Source organism: Paraburkholderia silvatlantica (assembly GCF_003096715.1).
Classification (GTDB): Bacteria; Pseudomonadota; Gammaproteobacteria; order Burkholderiales; family Burkholderiaceae; genus Paraburkholderia; species Paraburkholderia silvatlantica.
The window spans coordinates 78,549-104,837 of the sequence record NZ_QEOL01000009.1 but is presented as its reverse complement, the minus strand read 5'-3'; the positions used below and the strand labels follow the sequence as shown (position 1 = coordinate 104,837).

Below are 26,289 nucleotides of genomic sequence, written 5' to 3'. Positions count from 1 at the left end.
AATGAGTGCGCCAGCGCGCGCTCGCACGACTGGCTGCTGTGGCTCTACGTCCAATAGTGCGTCTGGCTACGTGGCGTGGGCTGATTACGCCGATTGTGTTGCCTGCGGCTTACCGGCCGCGGCGGCGATCCGGCAGATTTCATCGAAAGCCGGGCCGTGCGTCGGAATGTCAATATGAAACACCTCGGCTATCACCCGCGTCCAGCCGTAAATGAAATAGGTCCAGCCGTCCTCGATTTGCAAATGGCGGGCCTCCTGCTGCACGCGCGCCTGATCGAGGAACACGAGATTGCCGCGATAGTTCAGGTCCCATGCAATGGCGCGCTCGGGAAAGCGTGCCGCGTTTGTGAGCGGTGAGCCCGGCGCGTCCTTGCCCAGGCCGGTCGCATTGATCACGAGCGCACCTGGTTTCAGGCGCGCGACCACGGCGTCGTTGTCCTCGGGGCGTGGCGCGATCACGTACTCGCACGGCACACCCAGATCGAGCTCGCGGTGTATGCGCTCGATTTCCTCGAGACGTTCGCCCGAGCGGTTCGAGACGATCACGCGCGAGGGTCGGTTCGCGCCACGGCTTTGCTGCATCAGATGCCAGGTGAGCGCGATCGTCGAGCCGCCCGCACCCATCGAAAACACCTCTGCGCCCGAGTGCGCGAAATGCTCCGGCGGCAGGAAGCCGTCGAGCGCGAAGCCCGATGTGATGGGATCTTTCGCGTGGCACACAAACTTGCCATCGCGTTTCGAGAGGCAGCTTGTTTCGCCCATGATGCGCGCGTGCGTGTCGATCTCGTCGAAGAGATCCTCGCACGCGGCGTACAGGTCGATCTTGTGCGTGGTGACGAGCGCGCCGAGCGAGAGCGGATCGCGACGGATGAACGCCACCGCTTCGCGATACGCCTCGGCGCTTGCGTGCGGCGCGAAGTCGATGCCTTTCATCTCGACATTGCCGAGCCCGAGATGGCGCGCCCACGCGGGGAACACATGCATGATCGAACTCTGGGCGGTGGTTACGCCGATGAAGTAGAAGGTCGGTTTCGTGGCGGCAGCGTAGCTCATCGTGCCTGCTCCATTTCAGTGTGGGACGCGAGCAGCGCGTCGATCTCCGCATGCGTGCGCGCGCGCCAGGCGGGATTGGGCGCGCTTTGCCAGCCGCCCTTGCCGTCGTCGACGATGCGCGTGCGCATGCCGTTCGAGCGCTCGATGATCGCGTAGTCCTGGCCCGAGTCGGCGGGGTAGCAGAACAGCATCACAAAGTCGCTTGCGCCGAGGTTCACGGAGCGGTGAATCCAGCGCGGCGGCACGTAGCACATCGTGTTTGCGCGGATCTCGACGGTGCGCGTCTCGCCGTCGGGCGCCTCCATCAGCATCAAACCATGGCCCTTGAGGCCGAAGTACAGCTCCGGTCGGTCTACGTTTGCGTGGATGTGGCCGCGCGTCATGAAGAACTCATCGCCCACCTTGCCGGCGCTCATGCGGGTCACGCCCGTGATGAGGTCGCCCGCGTTCGCGTTGGGCCTGTGGTCGGTGACTTCATAAACGACTTCATCGCCGCGCGAGGCCGCGAGCGCCTCGAAGGCGCGCGTGTCGGCGTAGAGCCCGGCGAGATCGCCAAGGCGTTTCTGATAGTGCGAACCGGTGCCGGCCATCAGGCCGGTCGCCAGATCCACGTCGAACGAACGCGGTTCGGGCCATTGCATCGCTTTCATCTCCGTCGAAATTGGGTCCGTGTGGTTTTCTAAACGTTAGTATTTATGATGATATAGTTTGCGAAACAAACGACTATTCGGGTTTATACCGAGTGTTATCGTTATTTTCACTTTATTAATAGTAGTGTTACTATCGTTTTTACTCGAATAACCCACGCTTCGCGACCAGTGAGGCAACACGAAAAAAGCAGGAGGCAAGCATGCAGGAAAGCGCTCATCAGGCGCTCGGCTCGGCCGGCGCACCCGTGGTGGAAGCCTTGCGCGAGGCGCTTGGCGCTAGTGTGGTGAGCCTGCCGGCGGAGTTCGCCGGCCGCAGCCACGCTGATTCGAGCCGCATGCCGTGCGCCGAGCCCATTGCGCTCGTGCGTCCGCGCACGACCAAACAGGCGGCCACAGCACTGCGCATCTGCCATGCGCACTGTCAGCCGGTGGTGACCCAGGGCGGGTTGAGCGGCCTCGCTGGCGGCGCGTGTCTGCTGGGCGGCGAGGTGGCGTTGAGCCTCGAACTGATGAATGAGATCGAGGAAATCGATCCGGTGAGCGCGACCATGACGGTGCAGGCGGGCGTGCCGCTGCAAACCGTGCAGGAAGCCGCCGACGCCGCAGGGTTCATGTTTCCCCTCGATCTGGGCGCGCGCGGCAGCGCCACCATCGGCGGCAATCTCGCGACCAACGCTGGCGGCAACCGCGTGATCCGCTACGGGATGATGCGCGAGCAGGCTCTCGACGTGGAGGCCGTGCTCGCTAATGGCAGCGTGGTGGGCGGCCTGCGCAAAATGATCAAGAACAACACGGGCTACGACCTGCGCAATCTGCTAATCGGCAGCGAAGGCACGCTCGGCGTAATCACGCGCGCGGTGTTGCGGCTGCGCCCGAAGCCACGCGCTGTCTCGACCGCATGGTGCGGCGTGCCCGACTACGCCAGCGTCACGACGCTGCTACGTCTTGCGCAGGAGCGCCTGCCCGCCGGTGTTTCGGCCTTCGAAGTGATGTGGCCGGGATACTACGACTTCGTGCTCACGCGTCTGCCCGAACTGCGTGCGCCGCTCGCCGGACGTCACGCGTTCTATGTGCTGCTCGAAAGCAGCGGCGCCGAGCCCGAAAGCCAGAGCGCCGCCTTCGAAGCCTTCCTTGCCGACATGCTCGAAGCGGGCACGCTCGAAGACGCCGCGCTCGCGGCCAATGAAACGCATGCCGCCGCGTTCTGGGCGATTCGCGACGCACCCGGCGAGTATGGCCGCCTGATTCCGGGGCGCGTCTCGTTCGACGTCAGTTTTTCCATTGCCGACGTGGGCGAGGCAGCGCGCCGCTGCGACGAACGCCTGCGCGCGCACTGGCCCGACGCCACGATCCTGATCTACGGCCATCTCGGCGACGGCAACCTGCACATCGTCGTGCAGCAGCCGGACTGGCCCGCGAGCGCCGCCGCCGAAGTCAAACGAACCGTGTACGGCGTGACGGGGGAGATGGGCGGCTCGGTGTCGGCGGAGCACGGTATCGGCACCAGGAAGCTCGAGGTACTCGCGCTCTCGCGCACCCCGGCCGAACTGGCCGCCATGCGCGCCGTGAAGGCCGCGCTCGATCCGCTCGGCATTCTGAATCCCGGCAAGTTGCTCGCGTCATGAACCTGCACGACGCCGCACCGCGCGCAACGCGCCGTTTTACCGCGTGACACACCTATATAAGGAGGAGACATGTCGCGTCTCATGCAAAAGCTGATGTGCGCCGCCGCGCTTGCCGCGGCCGGCATAGTGGCCACCGCGCCCGCGTTCGCCGCGGACAAGCTGAAGGTTGGCGTTTCGATGAAGGTGCTCAACGCGCCATACTTCGCCGCCGCGATGGAGTCGGCCAAGGCGCGCGCCACCGAGCTTGGCGCCGACGTGATCGTTGCCGACGCACAAGGCAAGATGCAAAAGCAGATCGCCGACGTCGAGGACCTGGTTACGCGCGGCGTAAAGGTGCTCGTGATCGATCCGGCCGATCCCGAAGCGCTGGTGGGCGCGGTGAACGCCGCGAGCGCGGCGGGCGTGAAGGTCGTGGTGATCGACAGCACGCTCAACCCGAAGGCCAACTACCTCACGCTCGTGCAGTCGTCCAATCGTCAGAACGGCGCGCTGGTGGGCCGCTGGGTCGTCGACAACATGGGCGACAAGCCGCTGAAGATCGCGCTCATTTCGGGCGAGAAGGGCAATCCGGTGGGCAAGGAGCGCCGCGACGGCGTGCTCGAAGGGATCATCGAGGCGCAGCTCGAAAAGACCGGCAAGTCCAACGTGCAGATCGTCGGCCAGGGTTGGGGCAACTGGTCCGATGAAGGCGGGCTGAAGGCGATGGAAGACCTGCTCGTGGCCAACAAAGACATCAACATGGTGCTCGGCGAGAACGACAGCATGGTGCTCGGCGCGCGCCGCGCGATCGAGAGCGCGAACCGCCAGGGGATCACGCTCGTGGCGGCCGCCGACGGTCAGAAGGAAGCGCTCGCGCTCATCAAGCAGGGCAAGTACGGCGTGACCGCGCTCAACGACCCGGCGCTCGTGGCGCGCACCGCCGTGGACATCGGCGTGAAGGCTGCGAAGGGCGACGCCGTGAACGTGCCGAAGGTGTCGTACACGCCCTCGGCGGCGATCTCCAAGGGCAATGTCGACAAGTTCTACAACCCGAAGGCGATCTTCTGAAGCGGCCGTTTTTCAGGTCTGCGAATGTTCTGGCTGTTGAAGACGAAAGCGCGCCGCACGTAAGGCGGCGCGCCTGTTCGAGTGGAGAGAGTTACATGATTCCGTTCATCGCGCTCACGGGCATCGACAAACGCTTTGGCGGCATTCACGCGATCGAGAACATCGACTTCGACGTGATGAGCGGTGAGGTGCATGCGCTCGTTGGCGAAAACGGCGCGGGCAAGTCGACGCTCATGCGCGTGATCGGTGGCGGCCATCAGCCCGACGCTGGCGTCATTCGCGTGGAGGGGCGCGAGATTGTGCTGCGCAATCCCCACGCGGCGCTCGCCGAGGGCATCGCCGTGATTCACCAGGAAACGGCGCTCGCACCCGATCTTTCGGTGGCTGAGAACGTGTTTCTCGGTGCGTTGCCGCGCATGATCGACTGGCGCACGCTGCGCGAAAAAGCGCGCGCGCTGATCGACAGCCTTGGGTTCGAGATCGATCCGGCGGCGCTCGTCGGTACGCTGTCCGCCGCGCAGTGCCAGGTGATCGAAATCGCCAAGGCGCTTTCCGGCGAGCTCAAGCTGCTCGTGCTCGACGAGCCGACCGCCGCGCTCGCGCCCTCGGACGCCGAACGCCTGCTCCGGATCGTGCGTGGGCTGCGCGCGCGGGGCGTGGGCATCGTCTATATCTCGCACCGCCTCGAAGAAGTGTTCGCGGTCGCCGACCGTATTACCGTGCTCAAGGACGGCAAGCGCGTGGACACGCTCAAGCCAGCCGATCTCACGCGGGACGAACTGATCCGCAAAATGGTGGGCCGCCCGCTCTCGGTGTTGTTTCCCGAGCGGCACGCCACGCGCGGCGAGCTCGTGCTCAAGGTGAGCGATCTTGCGCGCGGCGACGCGGTGCGCGGTGTCTCGTTCGAGGTGCGCGCGGGTGAGGTGGTGGGGCTCGGCGGACTGATCGGCTCGGGACGTACCGAGGTCGCGCGTCTGATCTTTGGGGCCGACCGGCCCGACGCGGGCGAGATCGAGCTCAATGGCCGGCGCCTGAGCGCACGCTCGCCGGGAGCGGCGGTGCGCGCGGGCATCGGCTTCGTGCCCGAGGACCGCAAGGGCCAGGGCGCCGTGCTCAGGATGCCGATCCGCATCAACGTAACGCTTGCGGCGCTCAAGTCGGTGAGTGCGCCAGGTGGCTTTCTCGCCTTCAGGCGCGAGCGCGACTGCGTCGCGCATCTCATGGACGCGCTGCGCATCAAGGCGCGTTCGATGGACGCCGATGTTTCGACGCTCTCGGGCGGCAACCAGCAGAAGGTCGTGCTCGCGAAGTGGTTCCACGCTGACGGCAATCTCATCATTCTCGACGAGCCCACGCGCGGCGTGGACGTGGGCGCGAAAGTCGAGATCTACACGCTCATCAACCAGCTTGCCGAACGCGGCAAGGCCGTGCTCGTGATCTCGTCGGAGCATCAGGAGCTGATCGGCCTGTGCGACCGCATTCTCGTGATGGGCGACGGCCGCATACGCGGCGAACTGCAACCCGCAGAGTACAGCGAAGAAGCGATTCTCTCGCTCTCGCTGCGCCGAGATCCGGGCGAAACGCAGGGCAGCCCGCACGGCGCACCCCAGCGTGAAAACGCCTCGCTCACACATGTCTGACCCTCAAGCTCATCAAGCTCAATCAGTCTGGAGACACCTATCATGAACCCCAGCGCCGTCACCTCCGACCCGCGCGAGCGCCGCTCCGGCATCGCGTCGCTCAAGCACGGCTGGCAAGCCGCGCGCAAGTTCAACACGGTCGCGATCCTCGTCGTGCTGATCGTGGCCGCCTCGTTCGTCTCCGGCGACTTCCTCTCCGTCGCGAACCTCTCGAACATCTCGCGCCAGGTGGCGGGCGTCGGCATCATGTCGGTCGGCATGCTACTGGTCGTGCTTACGGGCGGCATCGACCTTTCGGTGGGCTCGGTCGCCGCGCTCGGCAGCGTGCTCTCGGCGCTGCTCATTCCCGAGCATGGACTTGCCTTCGCGCTGGCCGCGGCGCTCGTGACCGGCGGCCTGTGCGGGCTCGTCTCCGGCGTGCTCGTGGCGTTCTGCCGCCTCACGCCGTTCGTCGTCACGCTCGCGATGATGACGGTCGCGCGCGGCCTCGCCATGATCGTCTCGAACGGTTCGCCCATCCTGGTCGACGACGCGGGCCAGGCGCTGCTCGACTTCGGCCGCCACAGCTACCTTGGCGTTCCGGGCCCGACACTCGTGATGCTGATCGTGTTCGTGCTGGGCGGCATTGCGCTCGGGCGCATGCGCGCCGGGCGCGTGGTGCGCGCCATCGGCTCGAACGAAGAGGCGGTGCGGCTTTCCGGCGTGCCGGTGGCGCGCCATGTACTCGGCACCTACGTGTTCTCGGGCGTGCTGGCGGCCATGGCGGGCATCATCTCCACCTCGCGCGCGAGTGTGGGGGCACCGACCGTGGGCGTGGGCGACGAGCTCACCGTGATCGCCGCCGTGGTGATCGGCGGCGCGAGCCTCGCGGGCGGTAAGGGCGGCGTGCTCAATACGCTCATGGGCGTGCTGATTCTCGGCGTGATCGGCAACATCATGAATCTCGCGAGCGTGCCGGGCTATCACCAGCAGGTGGTGATGGGCGCGATCATCGTCGCGGCGGTGCTCATGCAGCAGGGCCCGATTTTCTGGCGCCGCTGGCTCTTCCGCTAAACTGCGTCGTAACCGCATGACAGCCGCATGTGACCGCCATGCGGCCTTGGCGTTGCGCCAGCCTGTCGACGAAGGAATTTACGCGTGCCCGATTACAACATTCTTGAAGTGATTGACCGTGCCCGACCGAACCTGCGGCGCGGAAGCCGGCAAGTCGCCGATTACATTCTCGCCAACGTGCACACGATCGCGGACCTGAGCTTGTCCGAACTCGCGCGGCTTGCGCAGGTGAGCGAGCCCACGGTGCTGCGCTTTTGCGCCACCATCGGTTGCAGCGGCTTCAAGGAGTTCAAGATCCGCGCGGTGCAGAGCCTCGCGCTGGGAGCGCCTGCCACGCACTCGGTGCTCTCGGGCGCCGACACGCCCGAAACGGTGGCCACCAAGATCTTCGATTACACCATCACGAGCCTGGACTGGGCTCGAAAGAAGCTGGACTTCGAGGCGATCGGGCGCGCCGTGGATCTGCTCGCGGTGGCGCAACGCATCGAGTTTTTCGGCTTTGGTGCTTCCGGGATCGTGGCGCTCGACGCGCAGCAGAAGTTTCCGCTCTTTGGTGTGCCCTGCATCGCGCACCAGGATTCGCACCAGCAGTTCATCGCAGCCTCGATGCTCAAGCCCGGCGACGCCGTGGTGGCGATCTCGAACACGGGATCGACGCGCTCGCTCATCGAAGTGGCGCGCACGGCGAAGGAGCGCGGTGCGAGCGTGGTAGTGATCACGGGCTCGCGTGGCCCGCTCACGCGCTACTGCGACGTGGCGGTGGTGGCCGAGACGCTGGAGAACACCGACGTGTACACGCCCACGACCTCGCGGCTCGCGGCGCTCGTGATCGTAGACATCCTGTCGACCAGCGTGGCATTGAAGAAGGGCGAAGCCCATGCGCTCGACGTCCAGGACATGAAGCGCCATCTCGCCGATATGCGCTCTTCGGGCGTGATCTGAACGCTCGCGCGCAGCGCCCGCGAATCCGAAGAAGACCGACTCCGGCAGCACTGACGGGGCGCGATACAGGAGACACTCGATGGATCTGAAACTGTGTGGCAAGGTAGCCGTGGTGACGGGCGGGATGCTGAAGACGGTTTGAGGTCCGGGGGCGCGCCATGCAGCGGCTATCGGCATTCCGCCGATGTCTGCAACGCGGCGCTCGAACGCAACAACGTGGGAGTTCTCCGCGAGGGGTCTCAGGTTGACCCGATGCCATGCGGCTCAGAGCGCCGTACACTAACTGAACCACGAGACCTCATACAGCGTCACGTCAGCAGGCGCCTGGCGGCGCAGGCTTTGCTGGATCATGGTGAGCACCGAATGGTGCTAAACGCGAGGGGCTGGCCCGTTCCCCGAGTGAGACCAGTTCTCGCGACTCCCTGTTTAACGCCTTCAAGAATGGAAATATGGAGCAGGAGTCGAGATTTATTTCCTTTAACCTCGGCCTGCAAATTCTCGATCGTGCCAGGCTCAAGATTTCGCCTTTGCGCGGGCCATCTCATCGCCCGCATTCGCCGGCAGCCGGTAAATCAGCGGGATTGAACCGAGCGCAAAGAGTCCGGCGATCAGAAAGGCGGGCCAGAAGTCCGATGCTTCGACTTGCGCGTGGCCGTGGAGCGCACGGGAAATCTGCAGCACGATGCCACTGACCGCGACCGCAAGCCCCAGTGACACCTGCTGTACGACGCTGCCGAGACTCGTCGCGCGGCCCACGCTCGCGCCCGGAATATCCGCATAAAGCATCGAGTTGAGGCTCGAGAACTGCAGGGCGGAAAAGAAGCCGCCGACGAGGACGATCAGCCAGATCGTCAGCGTCGAAGATCCGGGCGTGAAGAATGCGCAGAGCGACGTGGTGATCGCCGAAAACACCGCGTTGTAGAGAAGGACTTGCCGGAATCCGAAGCGGCGCAGCGTCATCGACATCAGCGGTCGCATGAACAGGCTGCCGAAAGCCGTTGCGCAGGTGATGAGCCCCGATTCGAACGCCGATTTCCCCAGACCGACCTGAAGCGATAACGGCAGCAGGAACGGTATCGCGCCGCATCCGATGCGGAACAGCGATCCGCCGAGCACGCTCGCGCGAAAGGTCGGAATGTCGAAGAAACGCAGATCGAGCACAGGATGCGTCGCCCGCCGCGCATGCAGGACGTAGATCGCAAGCAGGATCGCGCCGGCGATGAACATCTCCCAAGCCGTGAAATCCTCGATGATGCCGCTGCCGACCAGCGACAGCCCCAGCAGCACGAGAGTCGCGCCTGATGCAGACAGCACAGAGCCAGCCCAGTCGAAGGCGCCAGGATGCGCTTCTTTCGTATTGGCGATGTAGTTCCCCGACAGGTAAATGCCCAGGATGCCGACAGGCACGTTGATGAGGAACATCATCCGCCAGTGCAGATAGGTAGCGATAAATCCGCCGAGCAGCGGCGCGAGGATAGGGCCGACGACCCATGTGATGCTCAGATAGTTCATTGCGCGAATGAACAGGTGCTTCGGCACGGCCCGTACGACGATAATGCGGCCCACCGGTACCATCAACGCGCCGCCGATGCCTTGTATGAAGCGCGCGAATGTGAACAGATGCAGCGACGGCGAGGCGGCGCACATCAGCGAACCGGCGACAAAAATGCCGATGGCGGTGCGGAACACGGCGCGCGCGCTGAAGCGATCGGCGAGCCAGCCGCAAACCGGAATGAACACGCCGAGGCTGACGACATAGCTGGTTACGGCGATTTTCAGCGCGACGGGATCTTTGCCGAAGCCGCGCGCCATGGCGGGCAGTGCCGTGACGATGATGTTCGCGTCTATCGCTTCCATGAAGAAGGCGCACGCAACGATGAGGGTTGAGACGACAGCGACGGAATCCGGCGAGGAAGGATCGAAGTTCTTCCAGTTGAAACTGAAGCGGCCAGTCACGAGCAGTATCTTCCTTGCTGGTTTGCGCTATGGCGCGCGAAATCTTCGAATCGCGCGGCTGAAAGTGCATTAGGGGACATGCAGTTTACAGCTTTCGTGATCGTTCGAGATTCCGGATCGCTTCGTCGATCTGCCAGGTCCCTTTCGTATCTATCGATTCATCGTTCGCAAGCCATAAATTTTTTCCACCGCCAGCAGGAATCCGATCGCGATCAGCATCTGCACCGTACTGATCGCGGCAATCGACGGATCGAACTGGTTCTGCAGGTACGACAGCATCACGACGGGCAGCGTCGTGGTGTTGGCGCTGCCGAAGAAGTAGGACACGCCGAGGTTGTCGAGCGACACCAGCACCGAGAACAGCGCGCCCGCGAAAATGCCCGGCGAGATCAGCGGCATGGTCACGTGCCAGAAGCGCCGCCACACACTCGCGCCGAGCACCGATGCCGCTTCGCCGTAGCCGGGATTGAGGTTCCTGCATGCCGCGATCGTGGTGCGCAGCACGTACGGCACCGACACGCAGGTATGCGTGATCAGCAACGCGGCGAACGAATCGCTGATGCCGAGCTCCGACAGGTAGTACAGCGACGACAGACCGACGACGAGCGGCGGCACCGCGATCGGCGACAGCAGGAACGACGACGCGAGATTGGCCAGCCGCGAGCGCGAGTGGGCGAGGCCGAGCGCGGCTGGCACGGCCAGCAGGATCGCGAACACGGTTGCGACGCCCGCGACGATCAGACTGGTGATCAGCGAATCGGTGAACGGCTTGTATTCGAGAAAGCGCCGGTACCAGCGCAACGATACGCCGCCGACCGGCACCGCGACCGATTCGCCCGGCGTAAACGACGCCAGCACGACGATCACGATCGGCGCGAGCAGGAACACGACGAACAGCGCGATATACAGCGTCGCGGCGCCGTTACCGAGCCTGTCGGCGACGCGCGAGCCGCCGCTCGACGGTTGTTGAACGGTCAGACTCATGGGCGCGCCTCCTTGCGTCGTCCGATGAAGCGGCCTTGCACATACAGACACACCAGCACGACGATCAACAGAAGATTGCCCATTGCGCTCGCGAGTCCCATGTCCTGCGACTGGCTGAACTGCTGGAAGATCAGCAGCGGCAGCGTGACGACCGTGCCGCCGCCGAGCAGCAGCGAGCCGATGAAGCTGCCGTTGACGATCATGAACACGATGAGGCAGCCGGTGACGATCCCTTCGACCGACAGCGGCAGCGTGACGAGAAAAAACGCGCGCCATGCGCCCGCGCCGAGCACGCGGGCGGATTCCTCGAGACGCCGGTCGACCGAACGCAGCACCGGAATGATCGACAGCACCATGAACGACACCATCACGTGGACGTTGCCGAGATAGACGATCGCAGGGCTTTGGGTCATGCGCAGCGGCGCGTCGATGACGCCGAGCGCGAGCAGCGCGTCGTTGACCAGGCCGTGGCGCGCGAGCAGGACATTCCAGCCGAACGTGCGCATGATGATCGACGTGAGAAGCGGCATGATCAGCACGAACATCAGCGGGCCGGCGAGACGTCCCGCGCGCCGCACCATGAAGTAGGCGACCGGATAGCCGACGATCAGACACCAGAAGGTCGTCAGCACGCTGACCTTCAGCGTCTCGAACATGATGCCGACGTAGTACGGATCGGTGAAAAGCTTGCGGTAATAGGCGAGCGTGAACGCCGGGTGCGCGCCCGGAATCGCCGAAATGCCGACGCTGCGCAGCGCGTTTTCATACAGCGGCATGCCGAAGAAGATCGCCAGCACGACGAGCGCGGGCGCGCACAGCACGAGATATGGCGAGATCCACTGGCGCGGGCGCCGCGTCGCGCGCGGCAGTGTGGTGAGTGAGCTCATCGCGCGTCTGCGCCCTGTGGTTCGGCTTCGAGCACGACCAGATCGTCGGGACAGACGAAGACGCTGGCCGCGTGACCCGGTTCGAGTGCGGCGGCGGTGGCTTGCTGATAGACGCCGAGTGTCTGGCCGAGCGCGGGCACGTCGATGCGATAGGCATGCTGCGATCCGCGGAACACGCGCGCGGCGACCACGCCGTCGAAACGGATGTCGTCCGGACGTGGGTTGGCGAGGCGCAGCTTTTCGGGGCGCACCGCGAGCTCGCCGGCCGCGCCGGGCGCGAGCGGGCGGGGCAGCGCATGCGCGACGCGGCAGCGCGCCGGCGCCGGGCTGCGCGGCTCGCCGATCGACACCTCGAGCCAGTTCGCTTCGCCGCGCAGCACCAAAAACGGCAGGATGTTGGCCGCGCCGAGAAATTCGGCGACGAAACGCGTGCGTGGCCGGTCGTAGACCTCGTTCGGTGTGCCGGACTGCAGGATGCGCCCGTGGTTCATCACGACGACGCGATCGCTCATCGTGAGCGCTTCTTCCTGATCGTGCGTGACCATCACGCTGGTGATGCCGAGCCGGCTTTGCAGCGACTTCAGTTCGAACTGCATGTTCTCGCGCAGGTTCTTGTCGAGCGCGCCGAGCGGCTCGTCGAGCAGCAGCACCGACGGATTCGTGACGATCGCGCGGGCCAGCGCGACGCGCTGCTGCTGACCGCCCGACATCTGGGCGATGCGTCGATCGCCGAAGGCGGGCAGGCGGATCATGTCGAGCATGCGCGCGACGTGCGCGCCGCGATCGCGTTTCGGCACGCCTGCCATGCGCAGCCCGAACGCGATGTTCTCCGCCACGGTCAGATGCGGAAACAGGCTGTAGTTCTGGAACACCATGCCGAGCCCGCGTTTGTTGGGCGGCAGATTCGTCACGTCGCGTCCGGCGATCCGGATCGCGCCGGTATCGGGGAACTCGAATCCGGCGATGAGGCGTAGCGTCGTGGTCTTGCCGCAACCGGACGGACCGAGCAGCGCGACCAGTTCGCCCGCGCGCACTTCCAGCGACAGCTGTTCCAGCGCGGTGATCGCGCCGAAGCGCTTGCTGATGCCGTCGAGCGACAACGGCTGCGAGCGCGACGGCACGGCGGGCGCATCGGCGTTCACCGCAGTTGCGGGGAGCGGGTTGGCGGATTGCAACATCGCTTCACCTCGAGTGACGTGAGTGACGTGAGTGACGTGATTGACATGGAGACTCGACGCGGCGGGGCCGGGCGTCAGGCCGCGCGCTGCGCTTCGAGCAACTGCGGATACTTCGCCGCGACCTCGCGGAAAATCTCGTGGATCACCTGAGCGCCCGGTTGCAGCCGGCCGTCGGCCTCCCATGCATCGAACGCGTCGAAGATCCTGTGCTTGAGGAAGTGACGCCACACGACCGGCGCGGCTGCGAGGATCTCGGTGAGCACCGCGTAACGCTCGCGGGTCCAGCGCGCTTCGTAACTGCTGCGCGCAGCGCCGTAGTCGAAATGCTCGACCGCCGCATTCGGTGCGTCGGCGGCAAGCGCGGTGCGTTTCGCGGCGGTTGCCGCCGCATCGACTTCGCCGGCGTTCAGCACCACCCCGTACTGTGCCAGCGCTTCGGCTTCGCTCAGATAGCCGCGCTTTACGTCGGTGGCAACCCTCTGCGGATCGCGCTCGTACGGATTGCCGTAACCGCCGCCACCGCAGCCTTCGAGGCGGATCACGTCGCCGGGACCGCAGACGACCAGATCGGTGACGCCGAGGTTTTCCTCATGCTCCGTGCCCGGGTTGCGCGTGAAGCGCGAATTCGATCCTGCCTTGCCGCCCAGCACGCCCCACGACGCGAAGCGCGACCGGTCCCGGTTGCGCGCGGTGACCAGCGTGCCCGGCGAAAACACGCGGAACTCCATGACCGTGCCGAGGCCGCCGCGATGGCGGCCCGCGCCCGCGCTGCCCGGCACCATGCCGTACTTGAGGATGCGGATCGGCACTTCGGCTTCGTTGATCTCGACCGGCGTGTTGCGCAGGAACGCGACGTTCGCGCCCGACGCGTCCGAGCCGTCCGCGCTGATCATGCCGCCCGCGCCGCCGCCGACCGGCCCGATCGCCGCAATGACGGTGCGGCCGTCGCTATCGACGGTACGCACGTTGAGAATCGACATGCCGCCGGCCGGGCACGCGGGCAGCCGCTCCGGACAGACCATCGAGAACGCCCCGAAAGTGACGTTCTGCGCGACCTTGCAGGTGAGACTGCGCATGCCGACGGCGGCGGGCGGCACGCAGTTCATGATCGTGCCTTCCGGCAGCACGCAGCGCGCGACCTTCAGCATGCCGGCGTTGAGCAGCAGATCCGGATGCAGCGAATAGAGCACGTAATTCAGCCCGACCAGCGCGAGCACGTGGCGCTCCTTGCCGCCGGTCGGCATGTTCAGCGACGAGTTGAGCTGCGGATCGCTGCCCGTGAAATCGAGCACCAGCGATTCGCCTTCGACCTTCAGATTCAGCGCGACGCGCAGCGGCTTGCCGTTCACCGAGTCCTCGTCGGCGTATTCGGCGAAGAAGTACTCGCCGTCCGGCATCGCGGCGACGATGGCGCGCGCCTGTTCTTCCGAGTAATCGATCATCGCGTACATGCCGGCTTTGAAGTCTTCGACGCCGAAGCGCTCGATGATCTCGAGCACGCGCCGCTCGCCGGTCATCAGCATGGCGATCTGCGCCTTCAGGTCGCCGCGGTTCTGCTCGGGGGCGCGCACGTTGATCGCCATGTGATCGAGCAGCGTTTCGTCGAGCACGCCTTTGCGCATGATTTTGGTCGGCGCCCAGCGGATGCCTTCCTGATAGATCTCGGTGAGCGTGCGCGACAGCGAGGCGGGCACCGCACCGCCCATGTCGGTGTTATGGATGTGGCCGCCGACGTAACAGACGATCTCGCCGTTATGGAACACCGGCTTCCACATCATGACGTCGGGCGTGTGCGTCGCGACGTAGCCGCTGTACGCATCGTTGGTCATGCCGATGTCGCCGGGTTCGTAATGATCGATCGCTTCGATCACCGAGCCGAAATCGAGCCCCGGGTACCACGTCGCGCCGAGCGTCTTCGGCGACGCGAACGTCAGCCCTTCGGGTGTCATGATCGTGCAGGAGAAGTCCTCGGTTTCCTTCACGAAGGCCGAGTGCGCGGTGCGCATCAGCGTGTGCGCCATGCTTTCGGCAGCCGCCACGCAGTAGTTGGCGAAAATCTGCAGGGCGGAGCGGTTGAATGTCATTGTCTGGTCCTTCGTGGATCGCTGCGCGCTCATTGCGCCGACAGCAGCAAGTTGCCGTATTCATCGACGACCGCTTCGCAGCCGGGCAGCACGCAAGTGGTCGTGTCGTCCTGCGCGATGATCGCGGGGCCGTCGAAACGTTGGCCGGCGAGGAACACCGAGCGGTGATAGAGCGGCACGATGCGCCATTCGCCGTCCAGATAGACGTCGATCATGGCCTCGGCTTTCGGCGCGCCTTCTCCTCTCGCGATCTTCGGCATTTCCGGCTTCGGCGTCGGCAGGCTGATCACGAGACGCAGTGCCACGACCTGCACGGGCGACGCGGCGTCGCTGTGGCCGTACAGGCGGTGATGCTCGCGATGGAAGGCGTCGGCGATGGTCGCCATGTCGCCGTTGCGGATCGATTGCGGATCGAGTGGGGTATCGACTTCGAACGACTGGCCGCGATAGCGCATGTCGGCCGACACCGACATTTCCGCGCCCGCGTCCGAGCCGGTTTCCTTGACGATCCACTCGCGCGCCTGCTGCTCGAGTATGGCGAGATCGCCGGTCAGCTTGTCGAGCGAGGCCGCGTCGAGCGGGTAATACGTGGTGCGCACGAAGTCGTTCTTGGTATCGGCGATCAAACCGCCCAGCGCGCTCAGCACGCCCGGCGTGGTCGGCACGATCAGATGCTTCATGTTGAGCGCGCGCGCGAGGAAGCCGCCGAGCATCGGACCCGCGCCGCCGAACGGCATCAGCGAGAAGGTGCGCGGATCGATGCCGAAGCGCGATACGATGCGGCTCACGCCGCCGTACATGCCGGACACGGCGACGTCGATGATCGCCGAAGCGGTCTGGTGAACGTCCATGCCGAGGCGTTGCGCGAGCGGTTCGATCGCGCGGCGGCTGGCGTCGACGTCGACTTTCACCGCGTTGTAGCCGAGCGATGCGCGGCCCAGCACGCCGATCACGGCGAACGCGTCGGTGATGGTCGGGCGCGTGCCGCCGCGGCCGTAACACACCGGACCTGGATTCGAGCCGGCGCTTTCCGGGCCGACCTTCAGTACGCCGAAATCGTCGACCCACGCAATCGAGCCGCCGCCGTCGCCGATCGACGATACGGACACCGACGGAATATGGATCTGGAAATCGCCGATGTACTCGCCGGTCGCGTACTGCGGCTTGCCGTCGACGATCAGCGCGACGTCGGCCGTGGTGCCGCCGATGTCGAGGCTCATGCAGTCCTTGATTTTGCACATGCCCGCCAGATACGACGCGCCGATCACGCCCGCCGCGGTGCCCGACAGGATCATCTGCACGCAGTTGCTTTTGCCGTTCTCGGCGCTCATCACGCCGCCGTTCGACTTGGTCACCTTGAGATCCGCGCCGACGCCGCTTTCGGCGAGCGCGGCCTGCAGACGCGTCAGGTAATCCGACACGCGCGGCTGCACGTAGCCGCCGATCGTCGCGGTCACGGTGCGTTCGTATTCGCGGATGATCGGCCAGACTTCGTGCGAGCACGACACGAAGAAACCGGGCGCGGCTTTCTCGATGATCGCCTTGACCTGCTGTTCGTGCGCCGGATTGCGATACGAATGCAGCAGCGAGATCACGACGCCTTCGCACTTCGCGGCCTGCAGCGCGGCGAGCGCGGCCAGCACGCTGGCTTCGTCGACCGGCGCTTCTTCGGTGCCGTCCGGACGCATGCGGCCATCGACGCCGAACACGCGATCGCGCGTGATGAGCGGTTCGGGCCGGCGCGACATCAGGTGATACATGTCGGGAATCTTCAGGCGCGCAATGTCGAGCACGTCCTCGAAATTGCGCGTAGTGACGAGTGCGAGGCGCAGACCTTTGCGCATCACCACCGCGTTCACGCCGACCGTGGTGCCGTGCGTGAAATACGCGACGTCGTGCGGATCGATGCCGAAACGCTCGCGCAGTCCCTGCATCCCGTCGATCACTTCGCTGCCGGGCGAGTCCGGTCGCGAAAATACTTTGAGCGTGCGCGTGGTGCGCGTTGCCTCGTCCAGCACGGCGAAATCCGTGAACGATCCGCCGATGTCGACTCCAATTCTCAAGCCCATTGCCTTCCTCTGCCTTTCTCCGGATTTGCCATGCGGCGCCTGTGCGTCCGCGTTGCGCCTTTCAGTGACCGATCTGCTTGTTCCAGCTTTCGATCCATTGCGGCACGTACTTGCCGATGTCCTCGAAATTCACCCAGATCGATTTGTCGACCGTGGCGATGCGCGGTTTGACCTTCGCGTCGTAGGTGACCCTGGTGTTCGACGCGGTGTACTGCATCGCGTTGGCGAAGCACGACTGCCCTTGCGCCGACGCGAGTTCATCGAGAAATTGCATGCCGAGCGGCGAGCCGTTCTTTACCTTTACCGCCATGTTCGGAAACGCCACCGATCCGGGCGCCGGGTTGATCCACGCGATGTCGGCATTGGTGGAGTCGTGTTCGCTCCACGCGCGGCCGTCGTAGTACATCGCGATGTCGATGTCGCCGTTGCGGATCGCGTTGAGCGGCGCGTTCGGCTCGCTGAAGAACGTCACGTTCCTGCTGTCGCGCATGCGCTTGACCTGATCGAGCGCCGGCTGGATGTTGGTCGGCGAGCCGCCGTAGATCTGGTTGAAAAGCGTGATGAGGCCCGCCGGCGTCGCGACGTAATTGATGTCCGGGATGCCAGCCTGATATTTGCCCGCGACCACGCCGTCGACGAATTCCTTCCACGACTTCGGCGGATTCTTCACGCGCTTCACGCTGTACATCAGGCCGAAATCGCCGTACGTGATCGGAAAGCCGTAACCGTGGCCGTACTGCACGAGGCGCGGATCGAGTTGCGCGAGATTGGGCACGTCCTTCACGGTGACCGGATCGAGCAGCTTGCGCTCGATCGCGATATACGTCGCTTCGGGCGTGCTCACCATCACGTCGATCGGCGGCCTGGCCGGGTTCGCTGCGACCTGATTGACCCATTGCAGCGGATTGCCGAGCGTCACGTCGACGGTTTTCCCGGTCTTCTTTTCGAACGGCTCGACGAAACATTTGCGATAGGCCTTTTCCCATGTGCCGCCGAACGCGGTGACGGTGAGATCGGCGCTGAACGCGGCCGTCGAAACCGACAGGCAGGCGAGCGCGAAGGCGCCGGTGAGAAGCAGGGTTGTCGACGGACGACGGACTTTCGAGGCGATGAACTCCATGGTTCTCCCAACGCGGTGAAGGATTCCAACGATCGGTGACGAACAATTCACGGCACTCACGCATTTGCACACGCTTTGGTTGTGTGCCACAATACGGCACGCCGTGCTTGAATACGGTACAAATTAGCATGCAAGCCTTTTGATCGCAAGGGATCAAAAATGAACAGCCTTCTCAAGAGCATCGAGATCATCGAAACGATTTCGCAGCATCAGCCGATCGGCGTCAGCGAGCTGTCGAAGCTGCTGAAGATGCCGAAATCGAGCGTGCAGCGCGTGCTGATGACGTTTCAGGAAGCGGGCTGGCTGCGCCAGGCCGGCACCGAAGTGACGCGCTGGGAAGTCGGCGCACGGGTGGTCGGTGTGCGACCCATTGCGCTGAAAGGTGGTGCGTTGCAGAAAGCCGCGCGCCAGCCGATGCAGGACCTGTGCGATCTCGTCAACGAAACCGTTCATCTGTCGATTCCGGACGGCACGACGGCGATGGTTCTGATCGAGGAAACCGAGTGCAGGCAGTTCGTGCGCACCGCGTATTCGATCGGCAACGTGTCGCCGTTCCATGCGACGGCCAACGGCCTTGCGATGCTCGCTCACATGAACGACGGCCAGATCGATGCGATCCTCGGGCGCGAACTGCCGAAGTACGGCGAAAACACCGTCAACGATCCGGCGCTGATCCGCGAAGAGCTCGAGCGCATTCGCGAGCGCGGCTACTCCGTGAATCTCGGCCAGTACCGTCACCAGATCTACGCGATCGGTGCGCCGGTGTTCGACGGCAACGGCGTCGCGGTGGCGAGCGTGTGCTTCTCGATGCCAGGCTCGCGCTTCGATCCGGAGCGGATCGAAGAATGGGGACGCGCGGTGCGCAACGCCGCTAACGACATCAGCGGCGCCAGCGTCGATTGAAAGGTCCGCTCACACCGAGGGAAACAGTGCCTGCATCAGATCGCGCGCCGAGTGCGCCTCCAGTTCGAGGATCGTCGCGAGCGCGCGTTCTGTCGGCACCGCGCCAATCACCGGCCTGAGCGCGGCGGCGAACTTCGCGCGCGTCGCGTCGGGCGACATCGGCTCGCGGCGATGTGAGCCGAGCGGTTCCGCGAGCAGCGTTTCGTGGCGGGAACCGTCGGCGAGGCGCAGCACGACACGCGTCGGGATCGACATGTCCGCGCGGTGCTGCCGGTCGAACGCCGGTTCGTGATGCACGTGAATCTTCGCGAACAGCGCGCGAATCGCCGGTGATGCGAAATCGGGTTCGCGCAGCGCGTCGTTGAGATCGTCGGCGACGAAGGCCGACGCGATCAGAAAGCGGGCGTTGAATTGCGCATCGATCAGATTGGCCGGGAACGGCGAGTCGAGCGTATCGACGAATTCCCTGAACGAATACAGGTCGATCGCGTCGATCTGTTCGAGTGGAAAGCGCAGCTTCATCTGCAGCACGCCTTCGAGCGCGGGATGCGCCCATCGGCAACATGCCCACGGTTTGAATTCGATGCGGCGGATCAGCCAGTCGTCGCCGGGCAGCGTGTCGAGACAGGCGGGACGGATGCGGTCGGAACCATAAGTTTTCCAGAAGCCGAATTCGTCGGAGAAGAAATGCTGATCGCCGGCATAGCCTTCCTTCGCAAGACAGGCCGACAGCACGCCGATCGACGCCGCGTTGCCGTAGCCGTTCTTGAGCCATGTATAGCCGCCTTGCGGATTGGCCCGCACGATCGTCGGCATCGGCGCCTGCTGCGCGGTCAGCCCGAAGCCGTGCCGCCACTGCGTTTCGTCGAGTTCCAGCAGCATGCCGGCGGCGATGAACGCGCCGAAGGTCTGCCAGGTCGCGTAGCCGATGTCCTTCGACGGCGCGGCCTCGCTTGGGCAGAGCATCGTGCCGATCCGCAGCGACGCCTCGTACGCGACGACGATCGCGTGCAGCAGGTCGCGGCCGCTTTTCGATGATCGATGCGCGCAGGCGAGCGCGGGCCCGATGATCGTCGCGCCGGGATGCGAGGGCGCTTCCTCGCGATAGCAGTCGTCGAAGTCGAGCACGTTCGCGGCTTGCGCGTAGGCGTGCGCGGCGTCGAGCAGGCCGCCGTGCAGGCCGCGGCCGAGCGGAATCGCGCCTTCGGCGGCTACCGAATTCAGCGCCAGCGCGCGCAGCATCGCCCGCAGTTGCACGGTGTCGAGTCCGGCCCGCAGACACGCGAGGCCGTCGAGCACGCATTGCTTGCCCGCCGCCAGCGCGTCGGCGGGGATGGTTTCGAAGCGGTGCGCGATCAGCCATCGCGCGAGGCCGGCAAAGCCGTGGTGATCCGACATGGTTCCTCGTTCCGTTTGACCGGCACGACGGCGCGACCAACGCGCGCGCGGTGTCCGAAGCAAAACGTGACGAGGCTACGAAGGACGAAATCGCACGTCAAATACGCATTCGAGATGCGGCGATCATCGTTTGATATGGGGTAAACGCGGGGGTAAGCGCGAGGATGGGCGCGCCGTCATCCGCTGCTTTCGCGGAACGCGTCGGCGAACGATTTCGCCAGCATGTTCATCGGAATGTTGAGCGGATAGACGACGTAGGTGGCGAATTCGATGCGCTTCGAGAACGGCAGGATGGCAAGCTGGTCCGCGTATTCGCGCGCGACCAGCTGATTCATCAGACTCACGCCCATGCCGCGCACGACCATCCGGCAGATCGCTGCGGCAAAGTGCGATTCGTACGCGAGGATGCGCTTGTCCTCGCCGTCGATCAGACACGCATCGTCGATCCGCTTGCGCATCACGTCGCTCGACTTGAGCGACAGAAAGCGCTCGCCGATCAGATCAGCGGGCGTGACCGCGCCTTCGCGCTGCGCGAGCCGGTGGTCGGACGGCACGATGCATACGCCCTGACTCCTGCGTACCACTTCCGACGCGACGCTGGTGCCGTTGAAGATTTCGGACGCGATGCCGACGTCGGCGTAACCGGTCGCGAGCCACTGGCAGACAGTCAGCGAATCGGCCACTTGCAGCGTGACATCGACATCCGGAAAGCGCTGTGCAAAAAGGTGGATCGCATCGGGCACGGCGACGATCGCCATCGACGGCACCGCGGCGACGCGCAGACGGCCGCTGCCGCGCTTGCGGATGGATTCGGCTTTCTCTTCGAGACCGCGCAGGCTCGCGAACGTGTGTTCGACATCGCGGAAGAACACCTGGCCTTCGAGCGTCGGCATCAGCTTGCCGATCTGCCGTTCGAACAGCTTGACGCCGATACGCCGTTCCAGCTGGCTGATGACGCGGCTGATGTTCGATTGCGAGGTGTGCAGATCCTTGGCGGCTTGCGTCATCGAACCCGACAGCATGACCGCGCGGAAGGCCTGAATTTCACGGAAATTCAGCATCGGCTGATGGGTATATCAAAAAGGAATGACCCACGATTATATGCGCATTTGTCAAAAGAAATTGTCGTTCATACACTCGCCGGAACATGATGAAACGTTGCCGCGACAGACTTCGCAGCGTTCATTCCCTGTCCATGAGGGATCCATACCAAACGCCATGAAGGACGACACTTTCCATCTCGATTCCGTTCCGGGCGGACATTTCATCGGCGGCGAACGCGTCGAAGGCCGCGCGGAAATCGAGGTCTTGCGCCCGTCTGACGGCGGTGTGATGGGCACGCTGCCCGACGCATCCGGCGATCTGGTCGATCGGGCCGTGCGCGATGCGCATCGCAGCTGGCTCGCGAGCGGCTGGGGCACGCGTGCGCCGCGCGAGCGTGCGCGTGTGCTGTCGCGCTGGGCCGATCTGATCGATGCCGATGCGGATGCGCTCGGGCGTCTCGAAGCGATCGGTTCGACGCGTCCGATCGCCGAAGCGCGCGCGTTCGACGTGCCGTTCACCGCCGAGTGCATCCGCTTTTTCGCCGAGTGCGCCGACAAGTTCGGCGGCGACGCGGTGCCGACCCAACGCGACAGCCTGGGTCTCGTGCTGCCCGAACCGTACGGGGTGGTCGCCGCGATCGCGCCATGGAATTTCCCGCTGATGATGGCGTCGTGGAAATGCGCGCCCGCGCTCGCGGCCGGCAACGCGATGGTGCTCAAGCCGTCGGAGCTGACGCCGTACTCGGTGATGCGTCTCGCCGAACTCGCGATCGAAGCGGGCGTGCCGCCCGGCGTCTTCAATATCGTGCAGGGCCGCGGCGCGAGCGCGGGCGCGGCGCTCGTCAGGCATCCGCTGATCGGCAAGGTGTCGTTCACCGGCTCGACGCGCACTGGCGCCGCGATCATGAGCGACGCCGCGCGCCATGGCACCAAGCCGGTCACGCTCGAGCTCGGCGGCAAGAGTCCGCAGGTCGTGTTCGACGATGCCGGCGACGTCGATGCGGTCGCCGGCCGTATCGTCCGTGGCTTCACGTCGAACGCGGGTCAGGCCTGCGTGTCCGGCACGCGGCTGATTGTGCAGCGCGGCATCGCCGACCCGCTGATCGACGCGGTCATCGCGAAGGCCGGCGCGCTGCGGCCGGGGCCGACCTGGCGCGAACCGGCGTGTTTCCCGCCGATCATCAGCGAGACGCAGGCGCGCAAGATTCACGCGGCGGTCAGGCAGACCATCGACGACGGCGCGAGCGCGCTGTGCGGCGCCGATTTCTTCGATTGCGACGGCGGCGGCCACTATTACCGCCCGACGCTGCTCGCCGGCGTGACGGGCGAATCGCTCGCGGTGCGCGAGGAGATCTTCGGTCCCGTGCTGACCGTGCAAACCTTCGACGACGAAGACGAAGCGCTCGCGCTCGCCGATCACGCGACCTACGGCCTTGCGGCCGGCGTCCACACGCTCGATATCGGCCGCGCGCTGCGCGCGACGCGCCGCATCCAGGCGGGCACCGTGTGGATCAACCGTTTCGGCCGCACGTGGGACTTCATCATTCCGACCGGCGGCTTCAAAGGCTCGGGCCTCGGCAAGGATCTCGGCCGTCAGGCCTTCGAAGCCAACCTTCGCTACAAGTCCGTGCTGATCGATTTTTAATTCCGGGCTTCGCGCCCAGTTTCCAAGGACACCCCCATGTCGTTGTTCCAGCCCAAGTTCATTACCTTCGATTGCTACGGCACGCTCATCAACTTCGAGATGGCGCCGGCCGCGACCGCGCTCTACCAGGACCGCGTACCCGCCGGGAAAATGCGCGCGTTCACGGACGCGTTTGCCGCTTACCGCCTCGACGAAGTGCTGGGCGCGTGGAAGCCGTACGAACAGGTGGTCGACAACGCGATCCGCCGCGCCTGCAGGCGTATGGGCGTCGAGTATCGCGAAGGCGACGGCAAGGCCATCTACGATCAGGTGCCGACGTGGGGGCCGCATCCGGACACCAGCGCCGGTCTCGCGAAAGTCGCGAAGGAGTTCCCGCTCGTCGGTTTGACGAACGCGGCGAACGTGCAGATTCCACATAACATCGAGCGCATCGGCGTGCCGTTCCACGCGGTCTACACCGCCGAGCAGGCGCAGGCGTACAAGCCGCAGATGAAGGCGTTCGAATATCTGCTCGGCCAGTTGAACTGCAATCCGGAAGACATTCTGCACGTGTCGTCGAGTTTCCGTTATGACCTGATGACCGCGCACGACATGGGTATCAAAAACAAGGTGTGGGTCAACCGCGGTCACGAGCCGGCCAACCCGTACTACGGCTATACGGAAATCAGGGATATCGGTGGCCTCGCCGCCGTCGTCGGTCTATGAAACTCGAATCTTTCTGGCTGGCGACCGCGCCGTGTTTCGACGCCGGCGCGACCGGCGATCTTCCGGCGCGCGCGGACGTGGTGGTGATCGGCGGCGGCTTCACGGGGCTGTCGGCGGCGCTGTCGCTCGCGCGCAAGGGTGTCGACGTGGTGCTGCTCGAGGCGTCGCGCATTCACGGCGAGGCATCGGGCCGCAACGGCGGCCATTGCAGTCCGGGCACCGCGCAGAGCCTGCCCGATCTGATCGACCGTTATGGCGAGCAGACCGCCAAACAGCACTATCAGGTCTACACCGATGCGGTCGATTACGTCGAGCAATTGATCGAGCGCGAGCAGATCGATTGCAGCTTCGTGCGCCACGGCAAGCTCAAGCTCGCCAGCAAAGCGAGCCATATGGCCGGTATCGCTCGCAACTACGAAGCGCTGCGCAAGTATCTGCGCCAGGACGTCGAACTGCTGTCGGCGAGCGACGTGCGCCGCGAGATCGCATCGGATGCATTTCACGGCGGCATGCTCGACCGGCGCGGCGCGCAGATGCACATGGGCCGCTTCGGTACCGGACTCGCGACGGCGGCGGCGCGTCACGGCGCGCGCATCTTCGAAAACGCGGCGGTCACCAAACTGACCAACCTCGGCGGCGACCGGCATCGCGTGGTCACGGCGAAAGGCGAGATCGAAGCGGGACGCGTGCTGCTCGCCACGGGCTGCTCGAATCACGGACCGTTCGGATGGTGGCAGCGCCGCATCGTGCCGGTCGGCAGCTTCGTGATCGTCACCGAACCGATTGGGCCACTGCTCGATCGCGCATTGCCGAATCGCCGCAACTACGTGACGAGCCTGAACTTCGGCAACTACTTCCGGACATCCGACGACGATCGGCTGGTGTGGGGCGGCCGCGCGCAGTTCGCGCGCAGCAATCCGGCATCGGATCGCAAGAGCGGAGGAATCCTGAAAGATTCGCTGGACAGGTTGCTGCCGGATCTTCGCGACGTGCGCATCGACTATTGCTGGGGCGGCCTCGTCGAAGCGACTGCCGATCGTTTGCCGTCGGCGGGCAAGCACGATGGGCTGTACTACTCGGTCGCCTACAGCGGACACGGCACGCAGATGTCGACGTACATGGGCGACGTGATGGCCGATATCGTGACGGGTACCGCGCGCGCGAACCCGTGGGCACGGCAGGAGTGGAAGGCGCTGCCGGGCTACGCGGGACGCGAGTGGTTCCTGCCGTTGGTGGGCGCGTACTTCCGCTTCAAGGACGCGGTCTCCTGATTGCCCGGCCGCGTTGACCGGGAGCGATCCGGCTCGGCATGTCGCGAGCCGGATCGGCGTTTTTGCATACCGAGGTGAGTGATGAATGGTGTCGTGCTGCGTATGGTAAGCCGTCGTATCGCAATAGGTGCGCTCACGCTGTTTCTGGTTTCCGGCCTGGTGTTCTTCATGGCGAGCCTCTTGCCCGGCGACGCGGCCCAGATGGCGTTGGACCAGTACGCCACGCCCGAAACGGTGGCGATGCTGCGCAAGCAGCTGGGTCTCGACGAGCCGCTCGTGCTGCGCTTTTTCATGTGGCTCGGCGCATTGCTGCACGGCAATTTTGGCACGTCATACGCGGCGCAGGTGCCCGTCAGGACGATCGTGCTCGCGCGCATTCCGAACACGCTGATGCTGGCCGGCGCGGCGACTGCCGTCTCGGTGCCGATCGCGCTGGTGGTCGGCATCGTCGCGGCGATGGTGCGCGGTACGCTGCTCGACCGCGTGATCGGCGTACTGACGATGTCGGTGGTCGCGGTGCCCGAATTCCTGCTCGCGACGCTCGCCGTGCTGCTGTTCGCGGTCAGGCTGCACTGGGTGTCGGCGGTATCGGTGAACCCGGACGTATCGAGCGTCGGCGAATTCCTCAGGTCGTACAGCTTGCCGGTACTGGTGCTGTGCTGCGTGGTGGTGGCGCAGATGGCGCGCATGACGCGCGCTGCGCTGATCAACCAGCTCGATGCGCCGTACGCTGAGATGACGGTTCTCAAGGGCCTGCGCCCGTCGCGCACGGTGTTGCGGCATGCGCTGCCCAACGCGATCGGGCCGATCGTCAACGCGATGGCGCTGAGCCTGTCGTATCTGCTCGGCGGCGTGATCATCGTCGAGGCGATCTTCTCGTATCCGGGCCTCGCAAGTACGCTGGTCGATGCGGTCAGCAACCGCGACCTGCCGATCGTGCAGTTCTGCGTGCTGTTTTTCAGTACCTGTTATCTGCTTCTGCTACTGATAGCGGACATCGTGACGATCGTCTGCAATCCGAAACTGCGGTGATGCC

At 64.9% G+C, this 26,289-nt stretch carries 21 protein-coding genes; 10 read left to right on the top strand and 11 right to left on the bottom strand.

Going from position 1 to position 26,289, the window contains the following annotated elements; translation table 11 throughout:
• Positions 1 to 84: 84 nt before the first annotated feature.
• Together C7411_RS14370 and C7411_RS14365 are read right to left on the bottom strand one after the other, a co-directional pair.
• Positions 85 to 1,053: a shikimate dehydrogenase family protein gene (locus C7411_RS14370; protein ID WP_110384945.1), complete on the bottom strand. Its 969-nt coding sequence runs from the start codon at positions 1,051 to 1,053 to the stop codon at positions 85 to 87.
• On the bottom strand, positions 1,050 to 1,694 hold the full coding sequence (locus tag C7411_RS14365) for a glucose-6-phosphate isomerase (RefSeq protein WP_110385063.1): 645 nt from the start codon (positions 1,692 to 1,694) through the stop codon (positions 1,050 to 1,052). The genes C7411_RS14370 and C7411_RS14365 overlap by 4 nt, the downstream gene beginning before the upstream one ends.
• A gap of 209 nt (positions 1,695 to 1,903) precedes the next feature.
• On the opposite strand from C7411_RS14365, the gene C7411_RS14360 reads away from it, so the two are divergent.
• From C7411_RS14360 to C7411_RS14340, 5 genes are all read left to right on the top strand, one after another.
• Positions 1,904 to 3,328: an FAD-binding oxidoreductase gene (locus C7411_RS14360; RefSeq protein ID WP_110384944.1), complete on the top strand. Its 1,425-nt coding sequence runs from the start codon at positions 1,904 to 1,906 to the stop codon at positions 3,326 to 3,328.
• 69 nt (positions 3,329 to 3,397) lie between these two features.
• Complete coding sequence (locus C7411_RS14355; RefSeq protein WP_110384943.1) at positions 3,398 to 4,375, top strand: sugar ABC transporter substrate-binding protein; 978 nt, start codon at positions 3,398 to 3,400, stop codon at positions 4,373 to 4,375.
• 95 nt (positions 4,376 to 4,470) lie between these two features.
• Positions 4,471 to 6,015 carry a sugar ABC transporter ATP-binding protein gene (locus C7411_RS14350; RefSeq protein WP_110384942.1) on the top strand — a complete coding sequence of 515 codons (1,545 nt, stop codon included), beginning with the start codon at positions 4,471 to 4,473 and terminating at the stop codon, positions 6,013 to 6,015.
• Between the two features lie 42 nt (positions 6,016 to 6,057).
• Positions 6,058 to 7,068 carry an ABC transporter permease gene (locus C7411_RS14345; protein WP_110384941.1) on the top strand — a complete coding sequence of 337 codons (1,011 nt, stop codon included), beginning with the start codon at positions 6,058 to 6,060 and terminating at the stop codon, positions 7,066 to 7,068.
• An 84-nt stretch (positions 7,069 to 7,152) separates the two neighbouring features.
• On the top strand, positions 7,153 to 8,010 hold the full coding sequence (locus C7411_RS14340; protein WP_110384940.1) for an SIS domain-containing protein: 858 nt from the start codon (positions 7,153 to 7,155) through the stop codon (positions 8,008 to 8,010).
• 513 nt (positions 8,011 to 8,523) lie between these two features.
• Here C7411_RS14340 and C7411_RS14330 read toward each other — a convergent pair.
• The 7 genes from C7411_RS14330 to C7411_RS14300 form a co-directional block, all read right to left on the bottom strand.
• Positions 8,524 to 9,966, bottom strand: a complete 1,443-nt coding sequence (locus C7411_RS14330; protein WP_258365423.1) for an MFS transporter — start codon at positions 9,964 to 9,966, stop codon at positions 8,524 to 8,526.
• Between the two features lie 150 nt (positions 9,967 to 10,116).
• Positions 10,117 to 10,950: an ABC transporter permease gene (locus C7411_RS14325; protein WP_110384939.1), complete on the bottom strand. Its 834-nt coding sequence runs from the start codon at positions 10,948 to 10,950 to the stop codon at positions 10,117 to 10,119.
• Positions 10,947 to 11,837 (bottom strand): ABC transporter permease, encoded by an 891-nt coding sequence (locus tag C7411_RS14320; protein WP_110384938.1) that lies wholly within the window; start codon positions 11,835 to 11,837, stop codon positions 10,947 to 10,949. The genes C7411_RS14325 and C7411_RS14320 overlap by 4 nt, the downstream gene beginning before the upstream one ends.
• Positions 11,834 to 13,015, bottom strand: coding sequence for an ABC transporter ATP-binding protein (locus tag C7411_RS14315; RefSeq protein WP_110384937.1), 1,182 nt, complete (start codon positions 13,013 to 13,015; stop codon positions 11,834 to 11,836). Before C7411_RS14315 ends, C7411_RS14320 begins: the two co-directional genes overlap by 4 nt.
• Before the next feature lie 74 nt (positions 13,016 to 13,089).
• Complete coding sequence (locus C7411_RS14310; protein WP_110384936.1) at positions 13,090 to 15,099, bottom strand: hydantoinase B/oxoprolinase family protein; 2,010 nt, start codon at positions 15,097 to 15,099, stop codon at positions 13,090 to 13,092.
• A gap of 29 nt (positions 15,100 to 15,128) precedes the next feature.
• On the bottom strand, positions 15,129 to 17,168 hold the full coding sequence (locus C7411_RS14305) for a hydantoinase/oxoprolinase family protein (protein WP_110384935.1): 2,040 nt from the start codon (positions 17,166 to 17,168) through the stop codon (positions 15,129 to 15,131).
• Between the two features lie 61 nt (positions 17,169 to 17,229).
• Positions 17,230 to 18,288, bottom strand: a complete 1,059-nt coding sequence (locus C7411_RS14300; protein ID WP_110384934.1) for an extracellular solute-binding protein — start codon at positions 18,286 to 18,288, stop codon at positions 17,230 to 17,232.
• Positions 18,289 to 18,447: 159 nt separating this feature from the next.
• On the opposite strand from C7411_RS14300, the gene C7411_RS14295 reads away from it, so the two are divergent.
• Positions 18,448 to 19,191 (top strand): IclR family transcriptional regulator, encoded by a 744-nt coding sequence (locus C7411_RS14295; RefSeq protein WP_110384933.1) that lies wholly within the window; start codon positions 18,448 to 18,450, stop codon positions 19,189 to 19,191.
• Between the two features lie 9 nt (positions 19,192 to 19,200).
• Here C7411_RS14295 and C7411_RS14290 read toward each other — a convergent pair whose 3' ends face one another.
• Complete coding sequence (locus C7411_RS14290; RefSeq protein WP_110384932.1) at positions 19,201 to 20,589, bottom strand: MmgE/PrpD family protein; 1,389 nt, start codon at positions 20,587 to 20,589, stop codon at positions 19,201 to 19,203.
• 176 nt (positions 20,590 to 20,765) lie between these two features.
• A complete protein-coding gene (locus tag C7411_RS14285) occupies positions 20,766 to 21,650 on the bottom strand; it encodes a LysR substrate-binding domain-containing protein (RefSeq protein WP_110384931.1) in 885 nt (294 codons plus the stop codon).
• A 157-nt stretch (positions 21,651 to 21,807) separates the two neighbouring features.
• On the opposite strand from C7411_RS14285, the gene C7411_RS14280 reads away from it, so the two are divergent.
• From C7411_RS14280 to C7411_RS14265, 4 genes are all read left to right on the top strand, one after another.
• Complete coding sequence (locus tag C7411_RS14280) at positions 21,808 to 23,277, top strand: aldehyde dehydrogenase family protein (protein WP_110384930.1); 1,470 nt, start codon at positions 21,808 to 21,810, stop codon at positions 23,275 to 23,277.
• Between the two features lie 36 nt (positions 23,278 to 23,313).
• The gene (locus tag C7411_RS14275) at positions 23,314 to 23,982 is read left to right on the top strand and encodes a haloacid dehalogenase type II (protein WP_110384929.1); all 669 of its coding nucleotides are present in this window, start codon (positions 23,314 to 23,316) and stop codon (positions 23,980 to 23,982) included.
• Complete coding sequence (locus tag C7411_RS14270; protein ID WP_110384928.1) at positions 23,979 to 25,253, top strand: NAD(P)/FAD-dependent oxidoreductase; 1,275 nt, start codon at positions 23,979 to 23,981, stop codon at positions 25,251 to 25,253. Before C7411_RS14275 ends, C7411_RS14270 begins: the two co-directional genes overlap by 4 nt.
• Positions 25,254 to 25,334: 81 nt before the next feature.
• Positions 25,335 to 26,285, top strand: a complete 951-nt coding sequence (locus C7411_RS14265) for an ABC transporter permease (protein WP_110384927.1) — start codon at positions 25,335 to 25,337, stop codon at positions 26,283 to 26,285.
• Positions 26,286 to 26,289 lie beyond the last annotated feature (4 nt).